This window comes from Streptomyces prunicolor (genome assembly GCF_045162825.1).
In the GTDB taxonomy this organism is placed as follows: domain Bacteria; phylum Actinomycetota; class Actinomycetes; order Streptomycetales; family Streptomycetaceae; genus Streptomyces; species Streptomyces prunicolor.
The window spans coordinates 1,764,339-1,784,689 of record NZ_CP108676.1; the positions used below are offsets into that span (position 1 = coordinate 1,764,339).

At 70.1% G+C, this 20,351-nt stretch carries 17 protein-coding genes, 1 pseudogene and 1 riboswitch; of the genes and pseudogenes, 8 read left to right on the top strand and 10 right to left on the bottom strand.

Annotated features, from left to right (window positions below):
* The first annotated feature begins 136 nt into the window (after positions 1-136).
* Positions 137-658 (top strand): hypothetical protein, encoded by a 522-nt coding sequence (locus OG588_RS07870; RefSeq protein ID WP_405946670.1) that lies wholly within the window; start codon positions 137-139, stop codon positions 656-658.
* Here the strand turns inward: OG588_RS07870 and OG588_RS07875 are convergent.
* On the bottom strand, positions 636-1,226 hold the full coding sequence (locus OG588_RS07875; protein WP_405946671.1) for a DUF1707 domain-containing protein: 591 nt from the start codon (positions 1,224-1,226) through the stop codon (positions 636-638). The two genes, OG588_RS07870 and OG588_RS07875, sit on opposite strands and share 23 nt — an antisense overlap.
* Before the next feature lie 97 nt (positions 1,227-1,323).
* Between OG588_RS07875 and OG588_RS07880 the strand changes: the two genes are divergently transcribed.
* Positions 1,324-1,719 carry a molybdopterin-binding protein gene (locus tag OG588_RS07880; RefSeq protein ID WP_019059368.1) on the top strand — a complete coding sequence of 132 codons (396 nt, stop codon included), beginning with the start codon at positions 1,324-1,326 and terminating at the stop codon, positions 1,717-1,719.
* 55 nt (positions 1,720-1,774) lie between these two features.
* On the opposite strand, the gene OG588_RS07885 is transcribed toward OG588_RS07880, so the two are convergent.
* From OG588_RS07885 to OG588_RS07895, 3 genes are all read right to left on the bottom strand, one after another.
* Entirely contained in the window at positions 1,775-2,935 is a 1,161-nt protein-coding gene (locus OG588_RS07885; protein WP_019059367.1) for an NAD-dependent formate dehydrogenase, read from the bottom strand.
* Between the two features lie 104 nt (positions 2,936-3,039).
* Positions 3,040-3,972, bottom strand: coding sequence for a LysR substrate-binding domain-containing protein (locus tag OG588_RS07890; protein WP_405946672.1), 933 nt, complete (start codon positions 3,970-3,972; stop codon positions 3,040-3,042).
* A 42-nt stretch (positions 3,973-4,014) separates the two neighbouring features.
* Positions 4,015-5,502, bottom strand: coding sequence for a helix-turn-helix domain-containing protein (locus tag OG588_RS07895; protein WP_405946673.1), 1,488 nt, complete (start codon positions 5,500-5,502; stop codon positions 4,015-4,017).
* Positions 5,503-5,682: 180 nt separating this feature from the next.
* Here OG588_RS07895 and OG588_RS07900 point away from each other — a divergent pair, with 180 nt between their 5' ends.
* Both OG588_RS07900 and OG588_RS07905 read left to right on the top strand, forming a co-directional pair.
* The gene (locus OG588_RS07900) at positions 5,683-6,504 is read left to right on the top strand and encodes an FAD binding domain-containing protein (protein ID WP_405946674.1); all 822 of its coding nucleotides are present in this window, start codon (positions 5,683-5,685) and stop codon (positions 6,502-6,504) included.
* Positions 6,501-9,242, top strand: a complete 2,742-nt coding sequence (locus OG588_RS07905; RefSeq protein WP_405946675.1) for a molybdopterin-dependent oxidoreductase — start codon at positions 6,501-6,503, stop codon at positions 9,240-9,242. The genes OG588_RS07900 and OG588_RS07905 overlap by 4 nt, the downstream gene beginning before the upstream one ends.
* On the opposite strand, the gene OG588_RS07910 is transcribed toward OG588_RS07905, so the two are convergent.
* On the bottom strand, positions 9,157-9,645 hold the full coding sequence (locus tag OG588_RS07910; protein WP_405946676.1) for a molybdopterin-dependent oxidoreductase: 489 nt from the start codon (positions 9,643-9,645) through the stop codon (positions 9,157-9,159). The genes OG588_RS07905 and OG588_RS07910 overlap by 86 nt on opposite strands.
* Positions 9,646-9,864: 219 nt before the next feature.
* On the opposite strand from OG588_RS07910, the gene modA reads away from it, so the two are divergent.
* From modA to OG588_RS07925, 3 genes are read left to right on the top strand one after another with little or no spacing between them, the layout of a single operon-like run.
* Entirely contained in the window at positions 9,865-10,686 is an 822-nt protein-coding gene (modA, locus tag OG588_RS07915; protein ID WP_405946677.1) for a molybdate ABC transporter substrate-binding protein, read from the top strand.
* Positions 10,683-11,540, top strand: a complete 858-nt coding sequence (modB, locus tag OG588_RS07920; RefSeq protein WP_366497349.1) for a molybdate ABC transporter permease subunit — start codon at positions 10,683-10,685, stop codon at positions 11,538-11,540. Before modA ends, modB begins: the two co-directional genes overlap by 4 nt.
* Positions 11,541-11,574: 34 nt before the next feature.
* Positions 11,575-12,648 carry an ABC transporter ATP-binding protein gene (locus tag OG588_RS07925; RefSeq protein ID WP_405946678.1) on the top strand — a complete coding sequence of 358 codons (1,074 nt, stop codon included), beginning with the start codon at positions 11,575-11,577 and terminating at the stop codon, positions 12,646-12,648.
* A gap of 98 nt (positions 12,649-12,746) precedes the next feature.
* On the opposite strand, the gene gcvP is transcribed toward OG588_RS07925, so the two are convergent.
* Complete coding sequence (gene gcvP / locus OG588_RS07930) at positions 12,747-15,632, bottom strand: aminomethyl-transferring glycine dehydrogenase (protein ID WP_405946679.1); 2,886 nt, start codon at positions 15,630-15,632, stop codon at positions 12,747-12,749.
* Positions 15,633-15,819: 187 nt separating this feature from the next.
* Positions 15,820-15,915: riboswitch (glycine riboswitch) on the bottom strand.
* A gap of 114 nt (positions 15,916-16,029) precedes the next feature.
* Here gcvP and OG588_RS07935 point away from each other — a divergent pair.
* Positions 16,030-16,401, top strand: a complete 372-nt coding sequence (locus OG588_RS07935) for a PRC-barrel domain-containing protein (RefSeq protein WP_398854946.1) — start codon at positions 16,030-16,032, stop codon at positions 16,399-16,401.
* 341 nt (positions 16,402-16,742) lie between these two features.
* Here the strand turns inward: OG588_RS07935 and OG588_RS07940 are convergent.
* The 4 genes and pseudogenes from OG588_RS07940 to OG588_RS07955 all read right to left on the bottom strand — a co-directional run.
* Positions 16,743-18,128, bottom strand: a pseudogene (locus OG588_RS07940) (DNA polymerase IV); the annotation flags it as partial.
* Between the two features lie 57 nt (positions 18,129-18,185).
* Positions 18,186-18,830, bottom strand: coding sequence for a MerR family transcriptional regulator (locus tag OG588_RS07945; RefSeq protein WP_078622975.1), 645 nt, complete (start codon positions 18,828-18,830; stop codon positions 18,186-18,188).
* Positions 18,831-19,045: 215 nt separating this feature from the next.
* Positions 19,046-19,519, bottom strand: coding sequence for a bifunctional nuclease family protein (locus OG588_RS07950; protein WP_006123076.1), 474 nt, complete (start codon positions 19,517-19,519; stop codon positions 19,046-19,048).
* A gap of 85 nt (positions 19,520-19,604) precedes the next feature.
* Positions 19,605-20,345, bottom strand: coding sequence for a MerR family transcriptional regulator (locus OG588_RS07955; RefSeq protein ID WP_398854942.1), 741 nt, complete (start codon positions 20,343-20,345; stop codon positions 19,605-19,607).
* Positions 20,346-20,351 lie beyond the last annotated feature (6 nt).

Sequence of the window (20,351 nt, forward strand, 5' to 3'; positions counted from 1 at the left end):
CGTATGCACACCGGCCGGCCGTTCGCGCCCCCCGAGCCGACACCACCGTAAGAAGCACGACAAAATCCGGCACCGGTGTGTAAGAGCCCCGTCAGCGGCCCCCGCGGCGCGCCGTCCGCGGCCTACCGTCGGCCTCATGCAGCACAGCGCACCCCCATCGGACCCGGCCGGCGACCGCCACTGGCGTGGCGACGCCCGGCTCGCGGCGGGGTGTGCGCTCGGCTTCCTCGGTATGACCCTGCTGGTGGACTGGAACGCCGGAACCCTCACCCTGACCCGCGCGCTGCTGTGGTTCGCCCTGTCGGCGACGCTGCTCGCCGTCCTGCTGCCGCATCGCGTCACCGCGGGCCCCGGCTGGCTCACCGTGGACAGCCCGCTGCTGCGCCGCACGGTGCACACGGACGCGCTGACCGTCGTACGGCAGTACGGCGATGTCTCCGCGCGCCTGATCCTCCGGGACACGTACGGACAGTGGCTCGAACTCGACCCCCGAGTCCTGGTCGCCAACCCGCTGCTCTGGCACGAGCTGGACACGGGCATCCGGCACTCGATGGAGCGCGGCACGCTGCGCCAGGGCACCGATGTCCGGCGGCACCTGGGCCATCTGATCGACGACGAGACCGCGCGGTCGGTCCTCAGGGCGTCGGGGATTTCCTGACCGCGCGGCGCGTCCGGCGCACGCGGACCTTCCCGAAGCCCAGTTGCCCGACGATCTCTATCCGCAGCTCGACCGGAGCCCCGGCATCGACCGGCCCGCGCGTCTTGAGCTTGCTGTAGTTGAGCACCAGGGCATCGGTGTCCACCACGATGCCCGGCGGGAGCAGCAGCCGTAGCGAACCGAGGTGCATGTCCAGGTCGATGCGCAACGTGCCCTGGGTGATCACCGCCTCGGTGAAGTCGAGGGTCACATCGCCCAGGCGCGACCGGATCTCCAGCCGGCGCGGGACCACCCAGCCGTCACCGCGCCGCGTCGAGCCGCCGTTCTGCTCGATGCGGGCGACGTCCTTCACCTTGACCGGGGTCGTGCCCGCCACCACCGGCAGGTCGGCCGTCAGGACCGCCAACTCGCCCATCGTGCGGGCGGTCAGGGCGGCCTCGACGCGCTCGTCGAGTTCCTCGGCGGTCAGCCGTCCGTCGCCGGCCGCGCCGGTGAGCACGTCCACGACGCGGTCCCGGTCCGCGTGCGAGGCCCGCAACCCGGTCGTGCTCGTCAGCTCACCCGACATACCCTCACCCCGATCGACGGCCTGCGCTATATCGCGTTATACCCCAGAGCCAACCCCCCGTCCACCGGTTCACGTTTCTGCCCCTAGGGTGGCGCGTATGCAGTCCTACACAATCGGCCAGGCGGCGCGGCTGCTCGGCGTGAGCCCGGACACCGCGCGCCGGTGGGCGGACGCGGGCCGGGTGACGACCCACCGCGACGAGGGCGGGCGCCGTCTCATCGACGGGGTCGATCTGGCCGCGTTCTCGGTCGAGTTGGCGAAGGCGGGCGAAGTCGAGGAGGACCCTTCCTACACCTCGGTCCGCAACGCGTTCCCCGGCATCGTCACCGCGATCAAGCTCGGCGATGTCGCGGCCCAGGTCGAGATCCAGTCGGGCCCGCACCGGCTGGTCTCCCTGCTGACCCGCGAGGCCGTCGAGGAACTCGGCCTGGAGGTCGGCATGGAGGCCACCGCCCGCGTGAAGTCGACGAACGTGCACATCGACCGCGTGTGAGGCGTGCGGCGGCCCCGGCCGTCATCCGAGGACGCTGATCCCGTTCGTCACCGCGTCACTTGTTGACCGAGTAGGAGTGCGCGCCGGTACCGGCCAACGCGCCCCCGTCCACGATCAGATACTCGTCCCGGATCGGCCGCCCCGCGAAGAACGCCTCCAGGATCTCCCGCGTGCCCGCCGCGTACCGGGCCTGCGCCGACAGCGACGACCCGGAGATGTGCGGGGTCATCCCGTGGTGCGGCATGGTCCGCCACGGGTGGTCCGCCGGAGCGGGCTGCGGGAACCACACGTCACCGGCGTAACCCGCCAACTGCCCACTGCGCAGCGCCCGGTCGACGGCATCGCGGTCGACGATCTTCGCCCGCGCGGTGTTGATGAGATACGCGCCGCGCTTCATCTGCGCGAGCAGCTTGTCGCCGAACAGCCCCTCGGTCTCGGGGTGCAGCGGCGCGTTGATGGTGACCACGTCGCAGTGCGGCACCATGTCCTCGGCGCTCTCGTGCCAGGTCAGCCCCAACTCCCGTTCCACGTCCTCGGGAAGCCGGTGCCGGTCGGTGTAGTGCAGCTTGACGTCGAACGGCGCGAGCCGCCGCAGCACCGCGAGCCCGATCCGCCCGGCGGCGACCGTCCCGACGTGCATGCCTTCGAGGTCGTACGAACGGGCCACGCAGTCCGCGATGTTCCAGCCGCCGTCGAGCACCACCTGGTGGGACGGCAGGTAGTTGCGCACGAGGGACAGCGTCATCATCACGACGTGTTCGGCGACGCTGATGCTGTTGCAGTACGTCACCTCGGCGACCGTCACGCCGTGCGAGATCGCCGAGTCGAGGTCGACGTGGTCGGAGCCGATGCCGGCGGTGACGGCGAGCTTGAGGTTCTTGGCGGCGGCGATGCGCTCCGGGGTGAGGTACGCGGGCCAGAACGGCTGCGAGATCACGATGTCGGCGTCGACCAGTTCGCGGTCGAAGACCGAGCCCTCGCCGTCCTTGTCGGAGGTAACCACGAGGGTGTGTCCGGCCGCCTCCAGGTAGGCACGCAGGCCGAGTTCACCGGAGACGCTGCCGAGCAGCTGGCCCGGGGTGAAGTCGACCGCCTCGGGTGTGGGGGTGGTCTGGCCGCCCGGGTAGTGGTCGATCACGGGCAGGTCGTCGCGGGCGTAGGAGGTCGGGTATCCGTCGATCGGGTCGTCGTACAGGACGCAGAGAACCTTGGCCATGTCGCGGCTCCTCAACTCCGTTGTCGGAAGATGCACTTCACGATCCTCGGAGTCGATCGCCCTGGTCAAAGCGAACGTTGCTATGTCCAGATAGCCCGCTCCTATCAGCTGCCGCCACCCAGGTACGTGTGCAGCAAATCATCCAGCGCGTCCCGTACGCCCGCCTCCCTCGCCACCTTCAACAGCGCCTCCGCCAGCACCGATCGGGGCTCGCTGCGGGCCACGACCAGTCCGACCCGGGGCCCGTGCGCGGGCCCGTTCAGCGGGACCACCCGCATCCCCTCCGGTACGTCGAACATGTGCAGCCACGCGTGCGAGATCACGCTGGACCAACGCCCGCCGGGCAGCAGCGTGTACAGCCCGGCGACACTGTCCGACTCGATCGCGGGAGAGGCGGTCGCGCCCTCGGCGGCGAACGACTCGTCGATGATGCGGCGGTTGCGCATCCGCGAGTTGAGCAAGCAGAGGGGAAGGGTGGCCGCCTGGGCCCAACTGGCCTTGGAAACACCGGCAAGTGGCCCGTCGACCGGCGTGAGGAGGACGTACCGCTCCTCGTAGAGCGGGAAGCGACGGACGTTGCGCAGGGTGTCGTCGTCCAGGTACGTCATCGCCGCGTCCAGCTCGAACTCGGCGAGCCCCTGGGTGATGCCGACGGACGACAGCGACTCCAGGGCGACCCGGGCCCGGGGATGCCGTACGCAGAACGGGGTGGTCAGCAGCGAGGCAGCGGGCAGCGCGGTCGGCACCACGCCCAGCCGCAGCGTGCCGGTCAGTCCACCCCGCAGCGCCGACAACTCCTGGTGCAGCGCGTCCCGTTCGGCCAGGATGCGGTGCGCCCAGGCGAGCACCACCTCGCCCTCCGGAGTCAGCCCCTCGTACCGTCTGCCGCGCCGCACGATCGGCACGTCCAACTCGTGCTCCAGGCGCCGGATCGCGGCCGACAGCGAGGGCTGCGAGACATAGCAGGCCGCCGCGGCGCGCGCGAAGTGCCGCTCACGGGCGAGCGCGACCAGGTACTCCAGCTGACGCAGCAGCATGCCCACCCTCCCCGGGAACGATGGAACGCCGGAACGTGCAGGCTAAGCCGCATCCGTCCGGCACAACAGGGCCGCCCACAGGTCGAGTCGGTCGTAGAGGCGGGAGAGGTCGCGGCCGGTGAAGTGCTCGATGCGCCCGATCCGGTAGTGCACGGAGTTCACGTGCAGATGCAGTGCCTCCGCCGTCCGCGCCCAGGAACCGTCACAGGCCAGGAAGGTCTCCAGGGTCTCCAACAGGACGGCGTTGGAGCGCAGTTGGCCGAGGACGGTACGGCTGTAGGCGGTACGGACCTCGGCCGGAACACCGGTGAGCAGCGCGTCGAGTCCCGTGAGGGTGGAAGCGTCGGTGAGTGCGGAGCCTCCCACCTCAGCGGTGCTCCGCGCCGAGGCGAGTGCGTAACGCGCCTCCGCCAGCGCCCCGTTGAGCTCCTTCGCCGCGGCGACGGGCGCCCCGGTCCCGCCGTACAGCGGCACGGCGGCTTCTCCGGCGGCGACGAGCGGCCACACCTCGCTGAGCGCGTCGACCTCGCCCCGGGTGACGACCGCGAAGGCGGTACCGTCCGGCAGCCGCCCCACGGCGCCCTCCCCCGGCACCACGTGCGCGACCACCTCCGCCAACGCCCCCTCGGCGAGGCCGGCCCGCTGCGCCCCGGTCTCCGCGACGAGCACCCGATACGGCCCGTCGTCCGGCAACCCGCACGCCCGCAGCGCCGCCACCACGGCCGCACCGTCGCCGCCCTCCACGGCGAGCAACGCCCCCAACTCATCGGCCGTCTGCCGCTCTTCGGCCCGCGCCCGCACCCGCGCCTCCTGGCAACGCCCCAGCACGGAGGCCAGTTCGTGCACCATGCGCGGCGGCGCGTCGTCGGGGTCGGGAAGGTACAGATGCCACCGCTCGTACGGCGAGACCCCATCGGCGTCCACGGGCACGGCCTCCGCCAGCAGCGCGGCGGCCTTCTCCACCGGTATCGCGGAGGCCACCGCCGTCGCCGCGACCGTCCGCCCGGACGGCGTGAGGACATACGCGACGGCCCGTTCGAGGTGAGCGAAGGCGGTCGCGACGATCGCCTCGGGACCCGCCCCCTGCGCTGCCATCCGGCTCAGCCGCCCCCGCACGTTCTCCGGCAACGTGTGCCGGCGGCTCAGCTCGCCCCACCGCCCGAGGTACACGGTGTCGGTGATCGCGCGGAACATGATGTGCGCCGGTACGGCGGCCACCGGCAACCCGTGCCGCACACACGCCTCGACAAGATCGTCCGGCACCGAACCGTGCGTCTCCTCCCCCGCGAGCAGCGCGGCGGCCCCCGCACCGCGCAGCGCGGACACGAACCGCTCGGCCCGCCCGGGCCCGTCCTCGGCCGACCACCACACGAGCCCACTCAGCACGACCTCGTCCCGCCGCACGAACCGCGCGGGGTCCTCCAGGTCGGTCACGGTCACTCCGCTGATCTCCCGGGCCAGCTGGGCGTCCTCGGCCCACAGCAGGCGCAGGCCGAGGGACTCGTCCTGAAGAAGGTGTTCGACGTGCATGGTTCCGGCTCCTCGCATCTCGCATTCGCCAGGTGAATGCGAGTGATTGCATGGTAAGTGCAAGACCAATCGGCCGAAACGCCTCTTGGTCGATCCTCCAGTGTCCGGCCGTGGAACGTCGGCGTTTCCGTGCTGTGAACCAGTCGTCCCGACCCGCTCCGCGTTGCTTCACTGGCGGTCATGGACCTGAACACGGTGGCCGAGATCCTCGACGCCCGGCAGCCGACACCCTGGCGGCCGGGCGATGCCTGGCTCGGCGGCGGCACGTATCTCTTCTCCGAGCCGCAACCGCACCTGCGTCGCCTGGTGGACCTGAGTCGCACCGGCTGGACGCCCGTCGAACGGCACCCGGACGGCTCCCTGGAGATCGCCGCCACCTGCACGATCGCCCAACTCTCCCGTTTCGCGCAGGAGTTGACGACCACGGCGGCCCCGCTCTTCGAGCAGTGCTGCCGCGCCTTCCTCGCCTCCTTCAAGATCTGGAACATGGCGACGGTCGGCGGCAACCTCTGCAACGCCCTCCCCGCGGGCCCGATGATCTCCCTCACCGCCGCCCTGGACGCCGAGTGCCTCCTCCTGTCCCAGGACGGCCTACGCCGCCGGGTCCGCGTCGCCGACTTCGTGACCGGCGCGGGCCGCAAAGACCTGGCCGAGGGCGAACTCCTCCGCTCGATCACCGTCCCGGCCCGCGCCCTGACCTGCCGCACGGCCTTCCGCCAGGCCTCCCTCTACGGCCTCGGCCGCTCCGGAGTCCTGGTCATCGGCGCCCTGGACCCACTGGACGGCTCACTCGCGCTGACGATCACCGCGTCGACGGTCCGCCCGATCCGCCTGTGGTTCCCGCTCCCACCCGCGGCCGGGGAACTGCGCACGGCGATCGCCTCCGCCGTAGCGGACCACGAATGGTTCGACGACATCCACGGGCTGCCGGAATGGCGGGCGCACATGACGTTCCACTACGCGGAGGAGATCCGCCGGGAGCTGGGAGAGACGGCAGCATGAAGATCGAGATCAACGGCAGCTCCTTCACCGAGGACCCCCGCCCGGGTCAATGCCTGCGCACCTACCTCCGCGAGCGCGGCTGGTTCGGTGTGAAGAAGGGCTGCGACGCGGGCGACTGCGGCGCCTGCACGGTCCACGTCGACGGCGAACCGGTGCACAGCTGCCTCTACCCGGCCTTCCGCGCCGACGGCCGAGCGGTCACCACGGTCGAGGGCCTGGCCGCCGAGGACGGCGAGCTCCACCCGGTCCAGCGGAAGTTCCTGGACGCCCAGGGCTTCCAGTGCGGCTTCTGCACAGCCGGTTTCCTGATGACGACGGCCGCCCTGAACGAGGACCAACTCACCGACCTCCCCAGGGCGTTCAAGGGCAACCTGTGCCGCTGCACCGGCTACCGCGCCATCGAGGACGCGGTACGAGGCGTCTGCCACGCCGAGGCACCGGGCGCGGGCGAGGCGGTGGGCCGCAACCTCCCCGCCCCCGCAGGCCCCCAGGTGGTCACCGGCACCGCCCGCTACACCTTCGACATCGACGTCCCGGGCCTGCTCCACATGAAGCTCCTCCGCTCCCCGCACGCCCACGCCCGCATCACCACCATCGACACCACAGCGGCTCTCCAAGTCCCAGGCGTACAAGCCGTGTTCACCCACTACGACGCCCCGGAACGCCACTTCTCCACGGCCCGCCACGAACACCCCACCGAGGACCCGGACGACACCCGCGTCCTCGACGACACCGTCCGCCACATCGGCCAACGCGTCGCCGCCGTAGTCGCCGACAGCGAGGCCGCCGCCGAGGAGGGCTGCCGACGCATCGAGATGACCTACGAAATCCTGCCGTCGGTCCTCGACCCGGAGGAGGCGATGCGCCCCGGCGCCCCGGTCGTCCACGACAAGGACGCCACTACGGCCCGCATCTCCCGGCCGCAGAACAACGTCGTCGGCGAGGCACACGGCGAGATCGGCAGCGTGGAGACGGGCTTCGCGGAGGCCGACGCCGTCTACGAGGACACGTACCGCACCCAGCGTGTCCAACACGCGAGCCTGGAGACGCACGGCGCGGTGGCGTGGTTCGACGAGGACAACAGGCTTACGGTACGCACCAGTTCCCAGACCCCGTTCCTCACCCGCCGCGCCCTCTGCGCGCTGTACGACCTCCCCGAGGAACAGGTCCGGGTGGTCGCCGGCCGGGTGGGCGGCGGCTTCGGCGGCAAACAGGAGATGCTCGTCGAGGACATCGTCGCCCTCGCGGTCCTGCGCCTGCGCCGCCCGGTGAAACTGGAGTACACCCGAGCCGAACAGTTCTACGGCGCGACCACCCGCCACCCCTTCACGATCAACGTAAAGGCAGGCGCCCGCCGGAACGGCCAACTCACCGCACTCCACCTACGAGTTGTCTCCAACACCGGCGCCTACGGCAACCACGGCCCCGCCGTCATGTTCCACAGCGTCGGCGAGTCGATGGCCGTCTACCGCGCCCCGCACAAGAAGGTCGACGCCTTCTCCGTCTACACGCACACCGTCCCGGCGGGCGCCTTCCGGGGCTATGGCCTCGGCCAGGTGATGTTCGCCGTGGAGTCGGCCCTCGACGAACTTGCCCGCCAACTCGACCTGGACCCGCTGGAGTTCAAGGCGAAGAACATCATCGGCCCCGGCGAGCCGATGCTCTCCCCCGGCGGCGAGGAGGAGGACCTGCACATCGCGAGCTACGGCCTCGACCAGTGCATCGCCATAGTCCGACGAGCGCAGGCGGAGCCAGCGTCCCAACTCCCCCCGGACGGCTGGCTGGTGGGCGAGGGTACGGCCCTGGCGATGATCGCGACCGGCCCGCCCGGCGGCCATATCGCCGACGCGAAGGCGAGCCTCCTCCCCGACGGCGGCTTCGATCTCGCCGTAGGCACAGCGGAGTTCGGCAACGGCACGACCACGGTCCACCGCCAGATCGCGGCCGGCGAACTCGCCACCACCGTCGACCGGATCACCGTCCGCCAGTCCGACACGGATGTCGTACGCCATGACACGGGCGCCTTCGCCTCCACGGGCACGGTGGTGGCGGGCAAGGCGACTCTCCGCGCCTCCCGCGCCCTCGCCGACCAGCTGCTCGACTTCGCCGCCGCCCATCTGCAACTCCCGCGCACCGACTGCACGTTGGCCGAGGAAGCCGTACTGCACCCGGATGGCCGTCTCACCCTGAAGGAACTGCACGCGGCGGGTGCGGCGGTCGGGATGGAGTTCAGCGCCGACGGGCACTTCGGCGGGACGCCCCGCTCGGTGGCCTTCAACGCCCAGTGGTTCAGGGTCGCCGTGGACCCGGACACGGGCGAGATCCGCATCCTGCGCAGTGTGCACGCGGCGGACGCGGGCAAGGTGATGAACCCGATGCAGTGCCGGGGCCAGGTGGAGGGCGGGGTCGCCCAAGCCCTCGGCGCGACCCTCTTCGAGAACGTCCGCATCGACGAGCAGGGCACGGTCGAGACGGCCGCATTCCGCCGCTACCGGCTCCCGCAGTACGCGGACGTGCCGCGCACCGAGGTGCACTTCATGGAAACGGCGGACGCCATCGGCCCGTTGGGCGCCAAGTCGATGAGCGAGAGCCCCTTCAACCCGGTCGCGCCCGCCTTCGCCAACGCCCTGCGGGACGCGACAGGCGTCCGCTTCACCGAACTTCCGCTGACCCGAGACCGGGTGTGGCGGGCACTGGCCGAGTCGCCCCGTACTCCCCGTCCACCCGTATCGCCCTGATCCCACTGATGTGCCGGGCCCCGCAACGGTCCTGCGGAAGCACCAGTTGCGGTCCCGCACGGTCCAGCGGGGTGTCATCGATGCTCACGGCGAGCAGAACGGGGGCATGAGCGAAGTCGGGGTCGATCTCGGCCCAGGACAGCAGCGCGTGGTGCCCGTCCGCACCGCTGACCGCGATGAGGAAGCGCAGCCGGTCCTTGCGGCGGACGGGGTCGAAGCCGGGCCCGGCCGAGGACAGGACGTCGTAGAGCCGGGGTCCCGCGAAGCGGTGCACCTGGATGCCGCTGGTGGCGCACTCGAAGCTGACCCGGACCCGGTGCAGCGGCCAGTTCGACAGGTCGGGCACGGTCAGCCGGGTGGGTCGGGCGAGGTCCCCCGTCAGGTCGAGCTGCGCGAGCGTCACGAGCCATCACCTCCCGGAATGTGGTACCCGGACGGCACTCCCGTACAAACGCACATGCGCACCCCAGAAGCTAACAGTGCAGCTCATGCGATGCGACAGGAGACTTATGCCTTGCAAATGCGGCAGTATCATCGCGGCACGGCCGTTGCGGTCGTCCCAGGGCGCGACAACCCCTTTCATGAGCCCCTTTCATGAAGAGACCAGAGGAGTAGAACCGTGATGACCCGTTCCGCGCGTCGGACCCGCCGGACCCTGCAGGTTGCCGGGGCGGGAGCCGCCGCGCTGCTGGCCCTGAGCGCCTGCTCCTCCAGCGACGACTCGTCCTCCTCGAAGTCCGACTCCTCGGCGTCCGCGTCCCCGAAGATGTCCGGCACGGTCACCGTCTTCGCCGCCGCCTCGCTCCAGGAGTCGTTCACGACGCTGGGCAAGGAGTTCGAGAAGGCCAACCCGGGTACCAAGGTCACCTTCAACTTCGGCGGCAGCGACACCCTCGCCGCGAGCATCACCGGCGGCGCCCCGGCCGACGTGTTCGCCGCCGCGAGCCCGAAGACCATGGCGATCGTGACGGACAAAAAGGACGCGGTCGGCACGCCGGCCACCTTCGTCCGCAACCAGCTGGAGATCGCCACCCTGCCGGGCAACCCCGACAAGGTGACCTCCCTGAAGGACCTCACGAAGTCCTCCCTGAAGGTCGTGCTCTGCGACAAGACGGTGCCGTGCGGTGCGGCGGCCCAAAAGGCGCTGACGGCAAGCAAGTTGAAGCTCACCCCGGTGTCGTACGAGGCGGACGTCAAGAGCGCGCTGACGAAGGTGGAGCTGAAGGAGGCCGACGCTGCGGTCGTCTACAAGACCGATGTGAACGCCGCCGGCAGCAAGGTCCAGGGCGTGGAGTTCCCCGAGTCAGCCAACGCCATCAACGACTACCCGATCGTCCTCCTCAAGAACGCGCCCAACGCCGTCGCCGCCAAGGCGTTCATCGCGCTGGTGCAGTCCGCCGAGGGCCAGAAGGTGCTGTCCGCGGCAGGCTTCCTCAAGCCGTGACCCAACTCGACACCTCCGACGCCGCGGCCGAGACCCTCAAGGGCGGTCCGCGGCGTCGCCGCGTCCGGATGACAGGCCGCGGGGTACCACTCCCCCTCCTGATCCCCGCACTCGTAGGCCTGGCGTTCCTGCTCCTCCCCCTGATCGCCCTGCTGGTACGGGCCCCGTGGCGCTCCCTCCCATCGCAACTGACCAGCACGGAGGTCTGGCAGGCGCTCCAGCTCTCCCTGTTCAGCGCGACCGCGGCGACGGCTGTGAGCCTGGTCCTGGGCGTCCCGCTGGCCTGGGTACTGGCCCGCACGGAGTTCCCCGGCCGCGGCTTCCTCCGCGCGCTGGTGACACTCCCGCTAGTGCTGCCCCCGGTGGTGGGAGGCGTGGCGCTGCTCTTGGCCCTCGGCCGCAACGGCGTCGTAGGGCAATGGCTGGACTCATGGTTCGGCATCACGCTGCCTTTCACCACCACCGGTGTCGTGGTCGCCGAGGCCTTCGTGGCGATGCCGTTCCTGGTCATCAGCGTCGAGGGCACCCTGCGCGCCGCAGACCCCCGCTACGAGGAGGCGGCCCAAACGCTCGGCGCCTCCCGCTTCACGGCGTTCCGCCGGGTGACGCTCCCCCTGATCGCCCCGGGCATCGCGGCGGGCGCGGTCCTGGCCTGGGCCCGCGCACTGGGCGAGTTCGGCGCGACGATCACCTTCGCCGGCAACTTCCCCGGCCGCACCCAGACGATGCCGCTGGCGGTCTACTTGGCACTCCAGAACGACCCGGAGGCGGCCATCGCGTTGAGCCTGGTCCTGCTCGCCGTGTCGATCGCGGTCCTGGCCGGCCTACGGGACCGTTGGATGACCACGTCATGACGACACCATCCCCACCACGTTGGACGATCCCCTCATGACCGACACCACCGACGCCCAACTCACCGGCGCCCAGGGCCTGGACGCCCACCTCGTCGTGGACCGCGGCTCGTTCCGCCTCGACGTGGAACTGACCGCCGCGCCAGGAGACGTCGTAGCCCTGCTCGGCCCGAACGGTGCAGGCAAGACGACCGCGCTACGCGCGCTCGCGGGCCTGGTCCGCCTGACGGCCGGTCATCTACGGCTGGACGGCGCCGAGTTGGACCGCACGCCACCGGAGTCCCGCCCGGTAGGAGTGGTCTTCCAGGACTACCTGCTGTTCCCCCACCTGACCGCCCTCGACAACGTCGCCTTCGGCCCACGCTGCCAGGGGGCAACGAAGGCGGAGTCCCGCGCGGTGGCCGCCGAGTGGCTGGACCGCATGGGTCTCGCCGAGCACGCATCCGCCAAGCCCCGCAGACTCTCCGGAGGCCAGGCCCAACGCGTAGCCGTGGCACGGGCGTTGGCGACCCGCCCACGCCTGCTCCTCCTCGACGAACCCCTAGCCGCCCTGGACGCCCGCACCCGCCTGGACGTACGGGCCCAACTCCGGCGCCACCTGGCCGAGTTCGAGGCGGTCGCCGTCCTGGTCACCCACGACCCGCTGGACGCCATGGTGTTGGCCGACCGCCTGGTCGTGATCGAGCAGGGCACAATCGTCCAGGAGGGCACCCCCGCCGACATCGCCCGCCACCCGCGCACGGACTACATCGCCCAACTGGTCGGCCTCAACCTCTACAAGGGCCAGGCAGACGGCCACACGGTCACCCTCGACACGGGCCCCACGATCACGACCACGGAGGACCTACAGGGCGAGGTGTTCGTAGCGTTCCCGCCCAGCGGGGTCACCCTCTTCCGGAACCGCCCGACCGGCACCAGCGCCCGCAACCTCTGGCACTGCGAGGTAGGGGGCCTGGAAACCCACGGCGACCAGATTCGCGTAGACCTCACGGGCGAACTCCCCCTGGCCGCCGACCTCACGACGGTAGCGGCAGCGGAACTGGACCTGCACCAGGGTGCGTTGGTGTGGGTAACGGTGAAGGCAACCCAGACCCACGCATATCCCGCCTGAGTTGTCCCGCGCCCCAAAGGGGCGCGGGGAACTGCGCGACCAGCCACGACGAAGCCGCACACGAACGACGGCACATCGCGGCACGTCAAGCAGAACGCTCAGTCCTCGTACGCATCCAACGGCGGGCAAGAACACACCAGGTTCCGGTCACCAAAGGCCTGGTCGATCCGACGAACCGGCGGCCAGTACTTATCGGCAACGGACACACCGGCCGGGAACACAGCCTCCTCGCGCGTGTACGCGTGCTCCCACTCCCCACCGAGCGCGGCAGCGGTGTGCGGGGCGTTGCGCAACGGGTTGTCCTCACCCGGCCACTCCCCCGCACCGACCTTCTCGATCTCCCCACGAATCGCGATCATCGCCTCGCAGAACCGATCCAGCTCGATCAGATCCTCGGACTCGGTCGGCTCGATCATCAACGTCCCGGCCACCGGGAACGACATCGTCGGCGCATGGAACCCGTAGTCGATGAGCCGCTTCGCGATGTCATCGACACTGACACCCGTCGCCTTGCTGATCGGCCGCAGATCGATGATGCACTCGTGCGCGACAAGCCCACCGGGCCCGGTGTAGAGCACCGGGTAGTGCGGCTCAAGGCGCTTGGCAATGTAGTTGGCGCTGAGCACAGCCACCTGCGTGGCTCGCTTCAGCCCTTCCCCACCCATGAGCCGGACGTACGCCCAGGAGATCGGCAGGATCCCGGCGGAACCCCAAGGAGCCGCCGAGATCGGCCCAACTCCGGTCTCCGGCCCGGCCGCCGGCTGCAACGGGTGGTTCGGCAGATACGGCGCCAGATGCGCACGCACACCCACCGGCCCGACCCCCGGCCCACCCCCACCGTGCGGAATGCAGAACGTCTTGTGCAGATTCAGATGCGAGACATCCCCACCGAAGTGCCCCGGCTTGGCAAGCCCCACAAGGGCGTTGAGGTTGGCACCGTCGACGTAGACCTGCCCACCCGCCTCGTGCACCTGCGCACAGATGTCGGCGACGTGCTCCTCGAACACCCCGTGCGTGGACGGGTAAGTGATCATCAACACCGACAGTTCGTCGCGGTACTGCTCGATCTTCGCCCGCAGATCCTCGACGTCGATCTCACCGTCCTCGGCGGTCTTCACGACGACGACCTTCATCCCGGCCATCACGGCACTCGCGGCATTGGTCCCATGCGCGGACGACGGAATGAGGCAGACGGTCCGCTGCTCATCACCATTGGCCCGGTGATACCCGCGTACGGCGAGCAGCCCGGCCAACTCCCCCTGCGAACCGGCATTCGGCTGCAACGACACCTTGTCGTACCCGGTGACCTCGGCGAGCCGCTCCTCCAACTCCCGGATGAGCGTGAGGTATCCCTGCGCCTGCTCGGCGGGCGCGAAGGGGTGCAACTGCCCGAACTCGGGCCAGGTGACCGGCTCCATCTCGGTGGTCGCGTTGAGCTTCATGGTGCAGGAACCGAGCGGGATCATGCCCCGGTCGAGCGCGTAGTCCCGGTCGGCGAGCCGCCGCAGGTACCGCAGCATCGCGGTCTCGGAACGGTGGTCGCGGAAGACCGGGTGCGTGAGATAGGCATCGGTGCGCAGCAGCCCGGCGGGCAAGGTGTCCTCGGCCGCCACATCCAGCGCCTCAATGTCCCCATCCACCCCGAACGCGGTCCATACGGCGGCCAGTTGGGCACGCGTGGTGGTCTCGTCGCAGGCGATGGACACCTGGTCGGCGTCCACGAGATGGAGGTTAACCCCATCCTCACGGGCAGCGGCGACGACCTCGGCGGCCCGGCCCGGAACGCGCGCGGTCAGCGTGTCGAAGTAGCCGCCGTGCACGACCTCGACACCGCCGACGCAGAGCCCAGCCGCAAGGATCGTGGCGTACCGATGCGTCCTCCGCGCGATGCCCTTGAGCCCCTCGGGCCCGTGATAGACGGCGTACATGCCGGCCATCACCGCAAGCAGCACCTGAGCGGTACAGATGTTGCTGGTGGCCTTCTCGCGGCGGATGTGCTGCTCGCGCGTCTGCAGGGCGAGGCGGTAGGCCTTGTGCCCGTCGGCGTCGACGGACACGCCCACGAGCCGCCCGGGCAGGCTGCGCGCGAACTTCTCGCGCACGGCCATGTATCCGGCGTGCGGCCCGCCGAAGCCCATCGGCACCCCGAAGCGCTGCGTCGTACCGACCGCGATGTCCGCCCCCAACTCACCCGGCGACTTCAGCAACGTCAGCGCGAGCAGATCGGCGGCGACGGTGACGAGCGCACCGAGCGCGTGCGCCTGCTCGATCAGCGGCTTGATGTCGCGTACGGCACCGGAGGCGCCCGGGTACTGCACAAGCACGCCGTTGATCTCCCGCTCGGCGAGCTCGGCCGGGATGCCCTCGCTGAGGTCGGCGACGACGACCTCGACGCCGGCCGGCTCGGCACGCGTCTCGATCACGGCGATGGTCTGCGGCAACGCGTCGGCGTCGACCAGGAACAGCCCCTTCTTGTTCTTCCCCATGCGCCGCGACAACGCCACGGCCTCGGCGGCGGCCGTCCCCTCGTCGAGCAGGGAGGCACCGGAGGTGGGCAGCCCGGTCAGATCGGCGACCATGGTCTGGAAGTTGAGAAGGGCTTCGAGCCGCCCTTGCGAAATCTCCGGCTGATACGGCGTGTAGGCCGTGTACCAAGCCGGGTTCTCCATGACGTTGCGCAGGATCACGGGCGGGGTGAAGGTCCCGTAGTACCCGAGCCCGATCATGGAACCGAGGACCTCGTTGCGGTCCGCGAGGGAACGCAGCTCGGCCAGCACCTCGGCCTCGGTACGGGCGCCCGGCAGATCGAGAGCGTCGGCGTTCTTGATCACATCCGGGACGGCGGCGGCCGTGAGCTCGTCGAGCGAGCCGTAGCCGACCTGCGCGAGCATCTTGGCCCGCGCCTCCTGGTCGGGCCCGATGTGACGCTGCTCGAACGGGATGCCCTGTTCGAGCTCGGAGAGTGGAATGCGAGGGACAGTCATCAGGGAGGCCTCCTGGTCGGACACGACCTTCGAGGGCACCACGACAGTGGGGTGCCGGACGGCCTCCCCCTCTGTCATCTCAACCTGAGAGCTTCACCGGCCACCCGAAGGTCACCGGCTTTCACCGTCGGTGAGAGCGCAAGCCGTCGACACCATCAACGACACGCACCCTGCTTTCCAGAGTGACCTCGTCCGTGCGGTACGTGAGCCTGAGAGATTCCGGGGAGGATTTGCTCCTTCGGCGCCTCCGATGAAGTCTGGAGGACTCTCCCGCACGGGGTCAGCAGCCGTTCGCCAGCCTACCAGCGAGCGTTGAAGCCGAGCTTTCGAGTGGCCACCTTCCCCAATGTGCTCTTTTGTAGTGCTTACGGATGAGTTGCGACCAGGAGGAGGGCCCGTGCAGACCGATATCGATCCGCGCAACCTGATCGGCCGCAAGGCGTTCGACCGCACCGGCACCAAGATCGGCACGATCGACGAGGTCTACCTCGACGACGCGACCGGCGAGCCGGAGTGGGCGGCCATACGCACCGGCCTGTTCTCCAGAGACGCCTTCGTCCCCCTGGAGCCCAGCGAACTGATCGAAGGCACCCTCCACATCCCCTTCGACCGCTCCCTGATCAAGGACGCCCCCGACTTCGGAGTAGGCCGCCACCTCTCCCCGGACCAGGAACTCCAGCTCTACCACCACTACGGCCTCGACATCGGCCCACCCCCATCCCTCCCGGACCACGACTTCGGCAAACTCGCGGGCTCGGAAGACACCTGAGACAGCGCGGCACCCGGTTCATCACCGGCTCTTCGAATCTCCGGGGCCGTCGGCGAGGCGCCCTGAACTCCGGGACGCCGCGCAACCGACGACAACGACACGCCCTATGAGACACCAGACCCCGGCACCGCCCACGGCGTCGGCGCCACCGACCCAACCCCAGAATCTCGCACGACCGACTGCAACGACTCCCCCTGCGAGTCGTCAAGGCCCGGCCCCGCCGACGACATCGGCTCGACCGGTGGCTCGTCAGGTCCTCGACTCTCCGGTGGCGCCGATGCCACAGCCGGACCATCAGGACCCCTCGCAACCAACGACGACGGCTCGGCCAGCCCCTCGTCAGGCCCCCGCCCCGCCAACGGCATCACCACCCCCGGCGATTCACCCGACCCCCGCTCCACCAACGGCAACGGTTCCGCCGGCTCCAGCTCAGGATCGTCGGTCCGGAACGTCCGCACCCGTCCCGCCCCCGAATCCTCAGGCCTCTCAAACCGCACGGTGACCCTCCCCAGCCCGCTCCCCTGCACCCACCCGTGCCCGAAACCGGCGTGGTGCACATCGTGCCCAGCGGGCCAGCGCCTCTCCACAGGCGCCGCCTGCTCCTCCCCCCGCTCCTCCTCCGCGTGCTCCTCGTCAAGGAAGTCGGCCTGCTCCCCCGCCGCCTGCGCGAAGAGGTCCTCCTGCGTGTAGTCGGCGAGCCCGGAGACACCCACCCCCAGCAGCCGTACCCCGCCCGTGGTGTCCACGGAGTCCAGCAACCGGGCCGCCGCCTCCCGCACCACCCCCGGGTCGTCGGTGGGCCCACGCAGCGTCTCGGACCGGGTGAGCGTCGAGAAGTCGTACCGCCGCACCTTCAGCACGATGGTCCGCCCCGAGAGCCCGGCCGCCCGCAGCCGCCGCACACACCGGTCGGCCAGCCGCTGCACCTCCAGGCCCACCCGCACCCGGTCGTGGATGTCGACGTCGTACGTGTCCTCGACCGACACCGACTTCGTCTCCCGCTCGGCCACCACGGGCCGCTCGTCGTGCGCCAGCGCCATCGCGTACAACCCGTGCCCGTGTGCCTTGCCCACCAGCCGTACGAGCTCGTCCTCGCCCGCCTCGGCGATCTCGTCGACCGTGGTGATCCCGGCCCGCCGCAGATGATCACCCGTCGCCGGTCCGACCCCCGGCAGCGTGCGCACCGACAACGGCCCGAGCAACGCCCGCTCGGTCCCCGGCTCGATCAGCACGAGCCCGTCCGGCTTGGCCCGCTCGGAGGCGATCTTCGCGATCATCTTGGAAGCGGCGAGACCCACCGATCCCGTAAGCCCCGTGACCGCCCGTATGTCCGCCCGCAGCCGCTCCCCGGTCACCCGCGCCGACTCCGCGTCCCAGGCCGCTCCCCCGGCCTCCAGGTCCACGAACGCCTCGTCCAGACTCAGCGGCTCCACCAACGGCGACAACGCCCGCAGCAGCGCCATCACCTGCTCGCTGATCGACCGGTAGAACCCGAACCGCGGCACGAGATACGCGGCGTTCGGAGCGAGCCGCCGCGCCTGGGCCATGGGCATCGCCGAATTCACCCCGAAAACCCGCGCCTCGTACGACGCGGTGGCCACCACCCCGCGCGGCCCGAGCCCGCCCACCACGACGGCCTTCCCGCGCAGGCTCGGCTTGGACGCCTGCTCCGCCGAGGCGAAGAAGGCATCCATGTCGAGATGCAGGATCGTGGGCGCGGTTCTCACATCTCCGATGCTGCCCTACGCCACTGACAATGCCCCGCTACGGCTCCCGCCGGGCCCTCAGACGGCCCGATTGCGCCGCCTGGCCAGCTCGTCGGCGGGGTTGGACCCGACGAGCGTCTCGCCGGTGTCGATGCGCTCCCCGTGCAGCTGCGACAGGGCGCTCTCGACATCCCGCCACACGACCCCCACGGCGATCCCGAAGACCCCCTGGCCGCCCTGGAGCAGCGCGTGGACCTCGTCCGGCGACGTGCACTCGTAGACCGTCGCGCCGTCGCTCATCAGCGTCATGCGCTCCAGATCACGGAAGCCGCACTCCCGCAGGTGAAGAACGGCGCTGCGGATGTTCTGCAGCGACACACCCGTGTCGAGGAACCGCTTGACGATCTTCAGGACGACGACGTCCCGGAAGCTGTAGAGCCGCTGTGTCCCCGACCCGTGCGCGGGCCGCACGCTGGGCTCCACGAGCCCGGTACGCGCCCAGTAGTCCAGTTGCCGATAGGTGATGCCGGCCGCCGCACAGGCCGTGGGCCCCCGGTAGCCGATCTCCTCGGACGCCATGGACGTCGCCCCTCCGCTGCTCGGCACTGCCGCCGGCCGCTGCGGAATGCGATCGGCCGTACTGCCGTGAAGCGGGTACGGACCTCTGTCCCCGAAACTGCGTTCCGGGGCACCCCCAGCCGTACCGTCGCCGCTGCTTCTCACGCCGACCTCCGTCCTTGACCTGCCTTCTCGACGGTAGGCAGTCACCAGGGGTGCGTCAACGATCGCCACACTCGGCACGCCGAGTGATAATCACCCAAGGAGTGGTTTCCCGTGTCCCACCGCGGGGAAAGGCTAGCCGAATGCGCTCGCGGAGAGCCGCAGGACGCTCTCACACGCCGGTGGCAAATGCCAGCATTTTCTCGCCGACCCTCAGCTCACTGGCTGTTGGTCCCGAAGTCCTCGGGCGAGATCTGGTCGAGGAACTCGCGGAACTTCTCCACCTCGTCCTCCTGCTCGTCCGGGATCGCGATGCCCGCGTCGTCGAGCACACCGTCACTGCCGTAGATCGGCGTCCCGGTGCGCAGCGCCAGCGCTATGGCGTCGGACGGGCGGGCGCTCACCTCGACGCCGCTGGCGAAGACCAGCTCCGCATAGAAGACGCCCTCCCGCAGATCCGTGATGCGCACTTCGGTCAGCTCCTGGCCGACGGCCTCCAGCACGTCCTTGAACAGGTCGTGGGTCAGCGGTCGTGCGGGGGCCATGCCCTGCTGAGCGAAGGCGATCGCCGTCGCCTCCCCGGGCCCGATCCAGATGGGGAGGTAGCGGTCGCCTCCCACTTCACGCAGGAGCACGATCGGTTGGTTGGAGGGCATTTCGACCCGGACACCTACGACATCGAGCTCGTTCACACAGCAACCCTAGGCCGTGCCCGGGACGTTTGGGTAGTCGGGCCGAGATCGGGTGACCGATCAGGCAGTCACAGGGCCGCCCGTCTCAGGGCAGGCGTACACCCAGCGCGGTCTGCACCAGAGCCGCGTGCAGCTTCACCGTGAGCCCCGCCAGTTCCTTCGTACGGGCCTCCGCGTGGGCCCTGGTCTGCGGATTGCGGTGGCGCTTGAGCGGGGCGACCACCTGGTCGACGAGCCCGGCCTCACGGTCCGCGGCGGCCTTCATGGCGCGCAGATGCCGCGGCTCGATCCCGAACCGCCCGAGTTCGAGGACAAGTCCGGCCACGGTGACGGCTTCGGCGTCGTAAACGCCGTCCGGCAGCGGGGCGATGAGTCCGTACGACTCCCACTCGTCGAGTTCCTGCTCGCCGATCCCGACGGCGGCCAGCAGCTCGGTCCGCCCGATCCGGGCCGCCGTGGGCGCCTCCACGGGCTCCAGGCCGACCTCGCCGTCCCGCTGACGCCCCACCGTGGGCAAGGGCGCGGCCTCCCCGCGCTCCATGGCGTCGAGATGCTCGCGGATCACCTTGAGCGGCAGATAGTGGTCCCGCTGCATTCTCAGGACATGGCCGAGGCGCTCGACATCGGCGGGGCTGAACTTGCGGTACCCGGAAGGGGTCCGCTGCGGCTCGATGAGGCCCTCCGACTCCAGGAAACGGATCTTGGAGATGGTGACTTCGGGGAACTCGTCGCGCAGCACGTTCAGCACCGTGCCGATGCTCATCATCAGCCCAGTGTCCGCGGCGGCGGTACCGTGCCCGGCACCGCCGCTCGGTGTTTGAAGCATGGACCT

Excerpts from the sequence above, each read along its gene's own strand:
- gcvP (WP_405946679.1), bottom strand. The coding sequence starts at position 15,632 with ATGACTGTCCCTCGCATTCCACTCTCCGAGCTCGAACAGGGCATCCCG.
- OG588_RS07875 (WP_405946671.1), bottom strand. The coding sequence starts at position 1,226 with ATGTCGGGTGAGCTGACGAGCACGACCGGGTTGCGGGCCTCGCACGCG.
- OG588_RS07895 (WP_405946673.1), bottom strand. The coding sequence starts at position 5,502 with ATGCACGTCGAACACCTTCTTCAGGACGAGTCCCTCGGCCTGCGCCTG.
- OG588_RS07955 (WP_398854942.1), bottom strand. The coding sequence starts at position 20,345 with ATGCTTCAAACACCGAGCGGCGGTGCCGGGCACGGTACCGCCGCCGCG.
- OG588_RS07905 (WP_405946675.1), top strand. The coding sequence starts at position 6,501 with ATGAAGATCGAGATCAACGGCAGCTCCTTCACCGAGGACCCCCGCCCG.
- OG588_RS07870 (WP_405946670.1), top strand. The coding sequence starts at position 137 with ATGCAGCACAGCGCACCCCCATCGGACCCGGCCGGCGACCGCCACTGG.
- OG588_RS07885 (WP_019059367.1), bottom strand. The coding sequence starts at position 2,935 with ATGGCCAAGGTTCTCTGCGTCCTGTACGACGACCCGATCGACGGATAC.
- OG588_RS07900 (WP_405946674.1), top strand. The coding sequence starts at position 5,683 with ATGGACCTGAACACGGTGGCCGAGATCCTCGACGCCCGGCAGCCGACA.
- OG588_RS07880 (WP_019059368.1), top strand. The coding sequence starts at position 1,324 with ATGCAGTCCTACACAATCGGCCAGGCGGCGCGGCTGCTCGGCGTGAGC.
- OG588_RS07890 (WP_405946672.1), bottom strand. The coding sequence starts at position 3,972 with ATGCTGCTGCGTCAGCTGGAGTACCTGGTCGCGCTCGCCCGTGAGCGG.
- OG588_RS07925 (WP_405946678.1), top strand. The coding sequence starts at position 11,575 with ATGACCGACACCACCGACGCCCAACTCACCGGCGCCCAGGGCCTGGAC.
- modA (WP_405946677.1), top strand. The coding sequence starts at position 9,865 with ATGACCCGTTCCGCGCGTCGGACCCGCCGGACCCTGCAGGTTGCCGGG.